The 12,221-nt window shown below is 56.8% G+C and carries 10 protein-coding genes; 6 read left to right on the plus strand and 4 right to left on the minus strand.

The window, feature by feature from the left end:
* Nucleotides 1-246 precede the first annotated feature (246 nt).
* From feoA to feoC, 3 genes are read left to right on the plus strand one after another with little or no spacing between them, the layout of a single operon-like run.
* Entirely contained in the window at nucleotides 247-474 is a 228-nt protein-coding gene (feoA, locus tag ACWKXN_RS16080) for a ferrous iron transporter A (RefSeq protein WP_008503050.1), read from the plus strand.
* Nucleotides 475-504: 30 nt separating this feature from the next.
* On the plus strand, nucleotides 505-2,823 hold the full coding sequence (gene feoB / locus ACWKXN_RS16085) for a Fe(2+) transporter permease subunit FeoB (protein ID WP_454544013.1): 2,319 nt from the start codon (nucleotides 505-507) through the stop codon (nucleotides 2,821-2,823).
* A gap of 10 nt (nucleotides 2,824-2,833) precedes the next feature.
* Nucleotides 2,834-3,070 carry a [Fe-S]-dependent transcriptional repressor FeoC gene (gene feoC / locus ACWKXN_RS16090; protein ID WP_048976275.1) on the plus strand — a complete coding sequence of 79 codons (237 nt, stop codon included), beginning with the start codon at nucleotides 2,834-2,836 and terminating at the stop codon, nucleotides 3,068-3,070.
* A 33-nt stretch (nucleotides 3,071-3,103) separates the two neighbouring features.
* Here feoC and ACWKXN_RS16095 read toward each other — a convergent pair whose 3' ends face one another.
* Together ACWKXN_RS16095 and bioH are read right to left on the minus strand one after the other, a co-directional pair.
* A complete protein-coding gene (locus ACWKXN_RS16095; protein ID WP_033146824.1) occupies nucleotides 3,104-3,373 on the minus strand; it encodes a YdgH/BhsA/McbA-like domain containing protein in 270 nt (89 codons plus the stop codon).
* A gap of 111 nt (nucleotides 3,374-3,484) precedes the next feature.
* Nucleotides 3,485-4,258 (minus strand): pimeloyl-ACP methyl ester esterase BioH, encoded by a 774-nt coding sequence (gene bioH / locus ACWKXN_RS16100; RefSeq protein WP_213788093.1) that lies wholly within the window; start codon nucleotides 4,256-4,258, stop codon nucleotides 3,485-3,487.
* Between the two features lie 36 nt (nucleotides 4,259-4,294).
* Between bioH and gntX the strand changes: the two genes are divergently transcribed.
* The 3 genes from gntX (at nucleotide 4,295) to gntT (ending at nucleotide 7,321) form a co-directional block, all read left to right on the plus strand.
* Nucleotides 4,295-4,978, plus strand: a complete 684-nt coding sequence (gene gntX, locus ACWKXN_RS16105; RefSeq protein WP_454544014.1) for a DNA utilization protein GntX — start codon at nucleotides 4,295-4,297, stop codon at nucleotides 4,976-4,978.
* A 61-nt stretch (nucleotides 4,979-5,039) separates the two neighbouring features.
* Nucleotides 5,040-5,615 (plus strand): Fe-S biogenesis protein NfuA, encoded by a 576-nt coding sequence (nfuA, locus tag ACWKXN_RS16110; RefSeq protein WP_008503055.1) that lies wholly within the window; start codon nucleotides 5,040-5,042, stop codon nucleotides 5,613-5,615.
* Nucleotides 5,616-6,004: 389 nt separating this feature from the next.
* Entirely contained in the window at nucleotides 6,005-7,321 is a 1,317-nt protein-coding gene (gntT, locus tag ACWKXN_RS16115) for a gluconate transporter (protein WP_039263070.1), read from the plus strand.
* 80 nt (nucleotides 7,322-7,401) lie between these two features.
* Here the strand turns inward: gntT and malQ are convergent, their stop codons facing one another.
* Nucleotides 7,402-9,483 (minus strand): 4-alpha-glucanotransferase, encoded by a 2,082-nt coding sequence (malQ, locus tag ACWKXN_RS16120; RefSeq protein WP_454544015.1) that lies wholly within the window; start codon nucleotides 9,481-9,483, stop codon nucleotides 7,402-7,404.
* Nucleotides 9,484-9,492: 9 nt separating this feature from the next.
* Nucleotides 9,493-11,886 (minus strand): maltodextrin phosphorylase, encoded by a 2,394-nt coding sequence (gene malP, locus ACWKXN_RS16125; protein WP_454544016.1) that lies wholly within the window; start codon nucleotides 11,884-11,886, stop codon nucleotides 9,493-9,495.
* Between the last annotated feature and the right edge of the window lie 335 nt (nucleotides 11,887-12,221).

Below are 12,221 nucleotides of genomic sequence, written 5' to 3' on the forward strand. Positions count from 1 at the left end.
GAATAAATTCATATCGAAATATATGAAACCGATTGCATAGCCATATTTAAACCATGAATTATCACCCCGTTAACAAATACTCCCCTTTTTGTTTTCCAGGCAATTCAGCAAATATTGAGCCAGGTCAAACAGGCCGTAAATTAATACCGTAAACAACATTCCGTCACAGTTTTAATATTGCTGATAAAAACTATTCTCATTATCATCCCATAGTAGATAATTTAACCTTTCGTGGAATCAGGCGTTATGCAATTCACTCCAGACAGTGCATGGAAGATTACCGGTTTTACCCGCGAAATTAGCCCGGCCTATCGGCAAAAGCTGCTGTCACTGGGCATGCTGCCCGGCTCGTCATTCCAGGTCGTGCGCGTGGCGCCGCTGGGCGATCCGGTTCATATCGAAACCCGCCGCGTGAATCTGGTGCTGCGTAAGAAAGACCTCGCGTTAATAGAAGTCGAAGCCTTATCCCGATAACAAGCCAGCGGTTTCAGTGAGTCTAAAAAAATGAAAAAGTTAACTATTGGCTTAATTGGCAATCCTAATTCCGGCAAGACTACGCTTTTTAACCAGCTGACCGGAGCCCGCCAGCGCGTGGGCAACTGGGCGGGCGTGACGGTTGAGCGTAAAGAGGGCCAGTTCACGACAACGGACAACCAGGTGACGCTGGTTGACCTTCCCGGCACCTACTCCTTAACCACCATTTCGTCGCAAACCTCGCTCGATGAGCAGATTGCCTGCCACTATATTCTTGGCGGCGACGCGGACCTGCTGATCAACGTGGTCGACGCTTCCAATCTCGAACGTAACCTTTATCTGACGCTGCAGCTGCTGGAGCTGGGGATCCCCTGCATTGTGGCGCTCAACATGCTCGACATTGCGGAGAAACAAAAGCTGCGCATCGACGTCGATGCCCTCTCCGCGCGCCTGGGTTGCCCGGTCGTTCCGCTGGTCTCGACGCGCGCTCGCGGTATTGATGCGCTGAAGCTGGCCATTGACCGTCACCAGGGAAATCATGACATTGAGCTGGTGCATTACGCGAAGCCTCTCCTGCGCGAAGCCAATGTGCTGGCGCAGGAGATGGACCAAAGCATGCCTGCGAAACAGCGCCTGTGGCTTGGCCTGCAGATGCTGGAAGGGGATATCTACAGCCGCGCTTACGCCGGGCATGCGGCCGATAAGCTGGACGCCACGGTGGCCCGTCTTAGCGACGAGCTGGACGACCCGGCGCTGCACATCGCCGATGCGCGTTACCAGGCCATCGCCTCGATTTGCGACGTTGTCAGCAACGCCCTGACGGCAGAGCCCAGCCGCTTTACGGCAGCGGTGGATAAGGTCGTGCTTAACCGCTTCCTCGGTTTGCCCATCTTCCTGCTGGTGATGTACGTGATGTTCCTGCTCGCCATTAACATCGGCGGCGCCCTCCAGCCCATTTTCGACGCCGGTTCCGTCGCGGTCTTCGTGCACGGTATTCAGTGGGTGGGTTACACCCTGCACTTCCCTGAATGGTTAACCATCTTCCTCGCACAGGGGATCGGCGGCGGTATCAACACCGTTCTGCCTCTGGTGCCGCAGATCGGCATGATGTATCTGTTCCTCTCGTTCCTGGAAGATTCCGGCTACATGGCGCGCGCCGCGTTCGTGATGGATCGTCTGATGCAGGCGCTGGGTCTGCCAGGTAAATCCTTCGTCCCGCTGATTGTCGGCTTCGGCTGTAACGTACCGTCGGTGATGGGCGCACGCACCCTGGATGCGCCGCGTGAACGTCTGATGACCATCATGATGGCGCCGTTTATGTCCTGCGGTGCCCGTCTGGCCATCTTTGCGGTCTTTGCCGCAGCCTTCTTTGGTCAGCAGGGCGCGCTGGCGGTCTTCTCGCTGTATGTGCTGGGCATTGTGATGGCGATCCTCACCGGTCTGATGCTGAAGCACACCATCATGCGCGGTGAAGCGTCACCGTTTGTAATGGAGCTGCCGGTGTATCACGTGCCGCATCTGAAAAGCCTGGCAATCCAGACCTGGCAGCGCCTGAAGGGCTTTGTGCTGCGCGCCGGTAAGGTGATTGTCATCGTCAGCATTTTCCTGAGCGCACTGAACAGCTTCACCCTCAGCGGGCAGGCGGCAGATAACATCAACGACTCTGCCCTCGCCTCCGTCAGCCGCATCATCACGCCGGTCTTCAAACCGATTGGTGTGCATGAGGATAACTGGCAGGCGACCGTCGGGCTGTTCACCGGCGCGATGGCGAAAGAGGTGGTTGTCGGCACCCTGAACACGCTTTACACCGCAGAGAACATTCAGGAACAGGAATTTAATCCGGCAGAGTTTCATCTCGGTCATGAACTGCTGGGTGCCGTAGAGGAAACCTGGCAGAGCCTGAAAGACACCTTCAGCCTGAGCGTGCTGGCGAACCCTATTGAGGCCAGCAAAGGCGACGGCGAAATGGCAACAGGTGCCATGGGCGTGATGGGCGAGAAATTTGGCAGCGCGTCCGCGGCCTACAGCTACCTCATCTTTGTTCTGCTCTACATTCCGTGCATCTCCGTGATGGGGGCGATTGCCCGCGAGTCCAGCCGCGGCTGGATGGGCTTCTCCATCCTGTGGGGGTTAAACATTGCGTACTCGCTGTCGACGCTCTTTTATCAAACCGTTAATTTCAGCCAGCATCCGCGCTACAGCCTGGTCTGCATTCTCGCGGTTGTGCTGTTTAACGTGATAGTGCTCGGTTTACTGCGGCGTGCGCGCAGCCGCGTCGACATTGACCTGCTGGCAAACCGTAAAACCGCCGCGACCTGCTGCAGCAGCCCGGCGGGCGACTGTCACTAAGGAGTAAACCATGGCATCGTTGATTCAGGTTCGTGACCTGCTGGCACTGCAAGGGCGAATGGAGGCGAAACAGCTGAGCCTCAGCCTGCATACGCCGCAGCCGATGATCGATGCCATGCTGGAAAGACTGGAAGCCATGGGGAAAGCCGTGCGGATTCAGGAAGAAGCGGACGGTTGTCTCTCCGGCAGTTGTAAAAGCTGTCCGGAAGGAAAGGCCTGCCTCAGGGAGTGGTGGACGCTGCGTTAACAAAGCCGGGCATCGCTGCCCGGCTTTATCGTATTACTTGTAGACGTCCGCCGTTGCGCGTACGTTTTTGGTCTGTTTTTCTGCACTGGTGACGACATAGTACGTTCCGCCCAGCTCATCCGCTTTCTTCGACAGCTCTCTGCGAGCATCCATCGGTGCGGTGGTGTCAGACGTAGAAATCTCACCAATTTTCGTCAGATTCATGCCGGCAACTTTATCTTTTTCCAGCTCTTTTGCCGCAAAGACGCCAAATGACAGTGACCCAATAACCAGAGAAGTGACAATACCTGTAACAAGTTTCATAGCCTGACTCTCCATAGGATTGTTGTTTTGATTATCGTAGGCAGAACAACCGCAACGACATCTGGAGTATGGTTGCGGTGTGTTACTTTTTCCAGGCAGGATAGAAAATAATCAGTCGAAACGTTGACTTAACGCAATCAGCGCTGAACAAAATTCCGTCGGATGAGAGATAAACGGGGCATGTGCGGCTTTGGCAATAATCTGCGATTCACTCTCCGGCCAGAGCGAATCCAGCAGCGGAACCACTTTGCGCGGCACAATCCCGTCGAGATAACCGTAGATACGCAGGTGCGGCACCGTCAGCGCGGCCAGCGGCTCGCGCAGGTCAACCGTTTTCAGGAGCTCAAGTCCGCCGTTTAGCACCTCAACCTCCGGCATCGGCAGCGAAAGCACGGTCTGCTTCAGCGTTCGGGCATCCTTACGCGCGGTGTCAGTGCCCATTGTCTGCAATGCCAGGAACCGCTCTACGGTCCGCTGGAAATCTTCGCTCAGCTGCTGCTGGAAGCCCGCCAGCACGTCAGGCTTGATCCCCGGCCACTCTTCCTGCGCGCTAAAACAGGGCGACGACGCCACCGTCACCAGCGCTTTTACGCGGTCAGGCCGCGACAGCGCAATCTGGCTCGCCACCAGCCCGCCCAGGCTCCAGCCCAGCCAGACCGCGTTTTGCGGCGCAGCGTCCAGAACCTGCTGCGCCATTTCATCAAGCGACAACGCGCCATACCCGCGGCTGCGGCCAAAGCCGGGTAAATCCACCAGATGCAGCGTGAAATGCGAGGCAAGTTCCTCACGTATGCAATGCCATATCTCCGCATTCAGGCCCCATCCGTGCAGCAGCACAAGATGGCAATTTCCTGTCCCTACGGTCTGCCACCACAGCGTCTTCATCAGTTACTGTTCTCTTTTTTCACATGGAGGTTGCACATGCTAACAGTACCCGGCTTGTGCTGGCTATGCCAAATGCCGCTGTCGCTCAGCGGGTGGGGCGTCTGCTCCGTCTGCACGCGATCGCTGCAATGGCGTATCGGGATCTGTCCACAATGTGGTTTACCGGCCACGAACCCCTCGTTGCCCTGTGGCCGCTGCCTGAAAAAATCCCCGCCGTGGAGCGCGCTGGTGGCAGTGGATGATTATGTTCCGCCGCTGAACAGGCTGATCCACGCGCTGAAGTTTTCCGGGCAAAGCTCGCTGGCACAGCCCCTTGCCCGCCTGCTGTTGCTGGCGGTTTTGCAGGCGCGACGTCACCGGGCACTGCCGAAAATTGACATGGTGGTGAATGTCCCTTTATACCGACGTCGGCACTGGCGGCGCGGCTATAACCAGAGTGACCTGCTCTGCCGTCCCCTCGCACGGTGGCTCGGCTGCCGGTATGAGGCCCGCGCGCTGACACGCGTTCATGCCACCGCCATCCAGCATCAGCTCAGCGCACGGCTTCGCAAAAGAAACCTCAAAAATGCCTTTCGCCTTGAATTGCCGGTCGACGGTCTCCATATCGCGATTGTGGATGATGTCGTCACCACGGGCAGTACCGTTGCTGAACTTTCCCGACTGCTTTTGCGAAGCGGCGCCGCGTCGGTTCAGGTATGGTGTCTGTGCCGTACCTTGTAGCCCTTCTTCAATGGGCGTATGATTATACCCAGGTAATTTAGTCAACTATTAGGCCAAAGCTATGATCCGTATTTCCGATTCTGCACAAGCGCACTTTGCCAAACTGCTGGCAAATCAGGAAGAAGGGACGCAGATCCGCGTGTTTGTGATTAATCCAGGCACTCCGAATGCAGAATGTGGTGTTTCTTATTGTCCTCCGGACGCTGTGGAAGCGACTGACACTGCCCTTAAATTTGAACAGCTCACCGCCTACGTTGATGAGCTGAGCGCACCGTATCTTGAAGATGCGGAGATCGACTTCGTCACCGATCAGCTGGGTTCTCAGCTGACCCTGAAAGCGCCGAACGCGAAAATGCGTAAAGTGTCTGACGATGCCCCGCTGATGGAGCGCGTTGAGTATCTGCTGCAATCCCAGATCAACCCACAGCTGGCGGGCCACGGCGGTCGTGTTTCCCTGATGGAAATCACCGACGAAGGTTTTGCCATTCTGCAGTTTGGCGGCGGCTGTAACGGCTGTTCAATGGTCGATGTAACGCTGAAAGAAGGGATCGAGAAGCAGCTGCTGAACGAGTTCCCGGAACTGAAAGGCGTGCGTGACCTGACCGAGCACCAGCGCGGCGAGCACTCTTACTACTAATTCAGTATCCGTCTGTATCGCCCGGTGGCGCTGCGCTTACCGGGCCTACAGAAATAGTGAGGTCTGATGCCCTCACCCCGGCCCTCTCCCCCGGGAGAGGGTGAAAACATTAAAAACGGTAACCTCATGGTTACCGTTTTGCGTTTACCTCCCATATGTTGACCTGCGTCTCATAATTCAAATTTAGCCTCCCAGGGTGATTCTCAATCGCGCCATGTTACCCGTATCATTCTCGTGGGCACTCAGCATCCTTATAACAGCCGACTAAACTTAATGGTTTCGAAGGCATCAGTATGAGTGCCGTTAACACTCTGTTCCCAGTTGGGACAATCGGAATTTGTCGTTGAAACAATGACGTTACCCATAACAATTCAAAGGCCAGGTAAATCATGCCATTAGTCATCGTTGCTATCGGTGTTGTGTTATTACTGCTCTTGATGATCCGTTTCAAAATGAACGGATTTATCGCTCTGGTTCTGGTGGCACTTGCAGTCGGTCTGATGCAGGGTATGCCGCTGGTTAAAGTTATCAGTTCCATCAAAGCCGGCGTCGGCGGCACGCTCGGCAGCCTGGCGCTGATCATGGGCTTCGGCGCCATGCTCGGCAAAATGCTGGCAGACTGCGGGGGCGCCCAGCGTATCGCCACCACGCTGATTGCCAAATTTGGCAAGAAGAACATCCAGTGGGCGGTGGTATTAACCGGTTTTACCGTCGGCTTCGCGCTGTTCTATGAAGTGGGCTTCGTGCTGATGCTGCCGCTGGTGTTCACCATCGCGGCTGCGGCAAACATCCCGCTGCTGTATGTCGGTGTGCCAATGGCTGCGGCGCTGTCCGTGACTCACGGCTTCCTGCCGCCGCACCCGGGTCCAACCGCTATCGCAACCATTTTCCACGCGGATATGGGTAAAACCCTGCTGTTCGGTACGATTCTGGCGATCCCAACCGTGATTCTGGCGGGCCCGGTTTATGCCCGCTTCCTGAAAGGCATTGATAAGCCGATTCCGGAAGGTCTGTACAGCGCCAAAACCTTCACCGAAGAAGAGATGCCGGGCTTTGGCGTCAGCGTCTGGACCTCTCTGGTACCGGTGATCCTGATGGCGATGCGTGCCGTGGCGGAGATGATTCTGCCGAAAGGTCATCCGTTCCTGTCCGTTGCGGAATTCCTCGGTGACCCGGTCATGGCAACGCTGATTGCGGTGCTGATCGCGATGTTCACCTTCGGCCTGAACCGCGGCCGTTCTATGGATCAGATCAACGACACGCTGACCTCTTCCATCAAAATCATTGCCATGATGCTTCTGATCATCGGCGGTGGCGGTGCATTCAAGCAGGTTCTGGTCGACAGCGGCGTGGATAAATACATCGCTGCCATGATGCATGAAACCAACGTATCGCCGCTCCTGATGGCCTGGTCTATTGCCGCGGTTCTGCGTATTGCGCTGGGTTCTGCGACCGTTGCAGCGATCACCGCGGGCGGTATCGTTGCCCCGCTGATTGCGACCACGGGTGTTAGCCCTGAGCTGATGGTTATCGCCGTCGGTTCCGGTAGCGTGATTTTCTCTCACGTTAACGACCCTGGCTTCTGGCTGTTCAAGGAGTACTTCAACCTGACGATCGGTGAAACCATCAAGTCCTGGTCCGCGCTGGAAACCATTATTTCGGTGTGCGGTCTGGTCGGGGTACTGCTGTTGAATATGGTGGTTTGATGTAAAAAAGCCGGGTAGCGCTGACGCTTACCCGGCCTACATTCTATTTCCTCTCCCTCCGGGAGAGGGTTAGGGTGAAACTACCGCTTCTTGCCCACCGCCCTTCTGCGTTTGTCCAAATCCTTAATCAGCTTGTTCACCCCGTCATCGGCAAACATCTTCTCAAGCGATGTGGACAGCTTGCGACGCCAGTTCTTGTACTGATAGCTGGTGCCCGGAATGTTCACCGGCTCCGCCATATCAATCCAGTCTTCCGGCTGCAGACCCAGCAGGGCGCTGTTGCTGTCGGCAATATAGCGCTGCAAGCCGCGATTGAGGGTAGCGGTCATCGACATCAATGACGCCTTATGTCCGGCACGTTTCGGCAGACAGCTCTGCTTGTGCAGCGCATCCAGCAGCCCCTGTTTGGAGAGCTCGCGATCCTGATACAGGCCGCGCAAAACCTCTTCATCTGGATACAGTCCCAGCGTTTTGCCGAGCGTCAGATCGCCGCTTTCCCAATAGCCACGAAGCGTAGGAAGGTCATGCGTCGTCGCGACTGCCATTGACTGTTCAGGGTACGCTTTCGGCGCGCGGAAGGTTTTCTCATGGTCGTTTTCAAAATAGAGCACTTTATAGGAGTAGACGCCGCTGTCGCGGAGCTTGCTGACAATTTCCACCGGCACGGTACCGAGATCTTCACCGATCACCATGCACTGGTGGCGTTTACTTTCCAGGGCCAGGATCGACAGCAGATCGTCAACCGGATACTGCACGTACGCCCCGTGATCGGCCGTTTCACCGTACGGGATCCACCACAGACGCAGCACGGACATCACGTGGTCGATACGCAGCGCGCCGCAGTTCTGCATGTTCGCGCGCAGCAGGTCGATGAACGGCTCGTAGGCGCGCGACGCCATGACGTGCGGATCCATCGGCGGCAACCCCCAGTTCTGACCGAGCGGCCCAAGAATATCCGGCGGCGCGCCGACGGAAGCTTTCAGACAGTAAAGCTCACGGTCGCACCAGGTTTCCGCGCCGCCCTCTGCCACGCCGACGGCCAGATCGCGATACAGGCCGATCGGCATCTTATAGCCCTGGCTCACCTGCCAGCAGGCGGCAAACTGGCTGTACGCCAGCCACTGCAGCCACAGGTAGAAGTCCACTTCATCGGCATATTTTTTACAGAACGCTTTTACTTCAGGCGTGTCGACGGACTGATACGCTTCCGGCCAGACCGGCCAGCCCCAGCGCATTTCGTCCTCCTTCACCTGATACGCGTGCAGTGCATCAAACGCCGCCTGCCAGTACAGGCTCTCGCCCTCCTGCGTTACAAACTGGCGGAACGCGGCCATCTGCTCGTCATCGCGCTGCGAAAAGCCTTTCCACGCCAGACGCAGCGCGGCCATTTTCAGCGCCGTGACGGTGGAATAGTCCACCCAGTCCGCGTCGCGCGCCTGCTTCAGGGCCTGCTGCGTGGTGCTGAGTTTCCACCACGCCTGCGCCTCTTTGCTGTTTTTGAAGTCATCTAACGCGTTAACGTCGATATAAATCACGTTCAGCCAGCGACGGGACGACGGGCTGTACGGGCTGGCGCTCTCCGGGTTGGCCGGATAGAGCGCGTGGATCGGGTTGAGCCCGATAAACGCGCCGCCGCGCTCGCCCACATCCACCAGCATCTTTTTCAGATCGCCAAAATCACCGATGCCCCAGTTGCTGTCGGAGCGCAGCGTATAGAGTTGCACGCAGGCGCCCCACAGCTTTTTACCCTCGAGCAACGCCTGCGGCTCGTAGCAGCGTTTTGGCGCGACGATCACCCGGCAGTGAAAACGACGATCGTCCTGGGTGAGCGTTAAGGTGTGATACCCCTCCGGCAGCTTCGCCGGAAGGTTTAACGTTTTGCCGCCGGTGGCGTGGCCTTTGTGCTGATGCCCCTCTTCGGTGGTAAGCAGCCAGCTAAACTCGCCGCGCCCCTCCACCGCCAGCAGCATCTTTTTGCCTGCGGTGAACACCTTCACGTTGGGCACCGGTGCAACCGACGCTTTCGCGTCGGCTTTGTGCATGGCATCCAGCAAACGTCTTTTGGTGTCGGCGCCAATAGACTGCGGTTTGCCGTGCGCATTAATGTAACTGAGGCTGATCCCCGCCGCCTGCGCGGCGCTGTCCAGACGTTTACTCTCCATCGCGCTTCCTTAGCGTTTTGCCTGCCAGATACGGGCCTGATAATCACGGATTGAACGGTCAGAGCTGAACATACCGCAGCGCGCGGTGTTCAGAATGCACGCGCGGGTCCACGCCTCCTGGTCACGATACAGCACGTCGACCTGCTTTTGCGCTTCTACATAGGCCGTGAAGTCCGCCATCACCAGATACGGGTCACCGCCGTGTTTGTCCATGCTGTGCAGCATCTGGTCAAACGCGTGCTTGTCGCCGTCGCTGTATTTACCGCTTTCCAGCTCCTTCAGCACCGCGTCGAGCACTTTGTCTTTCTTACGCCATTTCACCGGGTCATAGCCTTTGGCTTTGATGGCCTTCACCTCTTCCACGGTATGGCCGAAGATAAAGATATTCTCTTCCCCGACCTTCTCGGCGATTTCGACGTTTGCCCCGTCGAGCGTACCGACGGTCAGCGCGCCGTTCAGCGCCAGCTTCATGTTGCCGGTACCGGACGCTTCTTTACCTGCCGTCGAGATCTGCTCGGAAATATCCGCCGCCGGGATCAGCATTTCAGCCGCCGAGACGCAGTAATCCGGCAGGAACACCACCTTCAGCTTGTCGCCCACTTTCGGATCGCTGTTGATCGCCGCCGCCACTTTATTGATGGCGAGGATAATGTTTTTCGCCAGGTAGTAGCCCGGCGCCGCTTTCGCACCGAACAGGAACACGCGCGGCACGCGGTCGGCCTGCGGGTTCTCGCGGATCTCTTTGTACAGCGCCAGAATGTGCAGCAGGTTCAGGTGCTGGCGTTTGTACTCGTGCAGACGTTTGATCTGGATATCGAAAATGGCATTCGGGTTGATCTCAATCCCGGTACGCACTTTCACAAACTCCGCCAGGCGAACCTTGTTCTCCAGCTTGATCGCGCGGTACTGCTCGCGGAATTTCGCGTCGTCAGCCTGTTTTTCCAGGTTGATGAGCTGGTCCAGATCGTTGGCCCACTCTTTCTTCAGGGTCTTATCCAGCAGACCGGCCAGCAGCGGGTTGCACTGCTTGATCCAGCGACGCGGCGTGATGCCGTTGGTCACGTTGTGGAATTTGGTCGGCCACAGCTGGTGGTATTCCGGGAAGAGATCTTTGACCACCAGATCCGAGTGCAGCGCCGCCACGCCGTTCACCGCAAAGCCGCTGACCACGCACATGTTCGCCATGCGCACCTGTTTGTCATGCACAACCGCCAGCTTCGCCCAGACCGCTTTGTTGCCTGGCCAGGTTTTATCCACCAGGGTTTTAAACTGGTCGTTAATCTTGTTGATGATCTGCATGTGGCGCGGCAGCAGCGTTTTCACCAGCTTCTCATCCCAGCACTCGAGCGCTTCTGGCATCAGGGTGTGGTTGGTGTAGGCAAAGGTACGGCTGGTGATGGCCCAGGCGTCATCCCAGCTCAGCTGGTGCTCGTCGATCAGCACGCGCAGCAGTTCCGGGATCGCAATCGTCGGGTGCGTGTCGTTGAGCTGAATCACTTCGAAGTCCGGCAGCTGCGCCAGCTTGCGGCCCGCGAGGTGATGGCGACGCAGAATGTCCGCCACGGAGCAGGCGCACTGGAAGTACTGCTGCATCAGGCGCAGCTTTTTACCGGCCAGGTGGTTGTCGTTCGGGTAGAGGACTTTGGTCAACTTCTCGGCGTCGATGCCCTGCTGCTCGGCGCGCAGGAAATCACCGTCGTTGAATTTGGTCAGGTTAAACGGATGCGCGTGCTTCGCCTGCCACAGACGCAGCGGCTGCGCCACGCCGTTACGGTAGCCGAGCACCGGCAGATCCCAGGCTTCACCGGTAATGGTGAACGCCGGTTCCCAGAGCCCCTGCTTTGTCACTTTCCCGCCAATGCCGACCTGCACATCCAGCTGCGCGTTGTGGCGGAACCACGGATAGGTATTGCGATGCCAGTCGTCCGGCGCTTCCATCTGATGGCCATCGGCAAACGACTGACGGAACAAGCCATACTGATAGTTCAGGCCATAGCCAATCGCCGACTGGCCGACGGTCGCCATGGAGTCGAGGAAACAGGCCGCCAGACGTCCCAGACCGCCGTTGCCCAGCGCCGGGTCAATCTCTTCTTCCAGCAGGTCGGTCAGGTTAATGTCGTGTTTTTTAAGGACGTCACCAACGTCCTGATACCAGCCGAGGTTCAACAGGTTGTTGCCCGTCAGGCGGCCAATCAGGAATTCCATTGAAATGTAGTTTACATGGCGCTGGTTCTTCACCGGCTTTGCCAAAGGCTGAGCATCCAGCTGTTCTGCGAGCGCACCGCTCACTGCCTGCCACCACTGGTGAGGCGTCATCTCGTTTGCAGCATGAAGGCCAAAACGCTGCCACTGACGCGTCAGGGCAGCCTGGAATTGAGCTTTGTTGAAGGTAGGCTGTGACATAGGGGATCGGCATCCTTTAGAAAGAAAACACAAGTTGGCGCTAGTGTGCCTGGCTCATTTCCCCTCTTCCTCCTCCTGTGGGGGATTAGACAGGGAGGAGTAGCGGGGATGAGCATAAAAGTGTGATCGAGGCCACTCTCAGAGCATAGTTCGAGTGTGCCCGGAAGATAAAAAAGTAACCGGGGAGAATGTCAAAGAAATGAAATGCAGTTTCGGGTGAAATTAATCCGTTCTGAAATGATTACTTACGTAGAATAATAATTTAGTCATCGGGTTACATCTCCGGAGACTATTTCTCTCCCTCAACTTTACCCGCACTTTATTAAATTCGACGT

This window comes from Enterobacter sp. UPMP2060, from assembly GCF_053709655.1.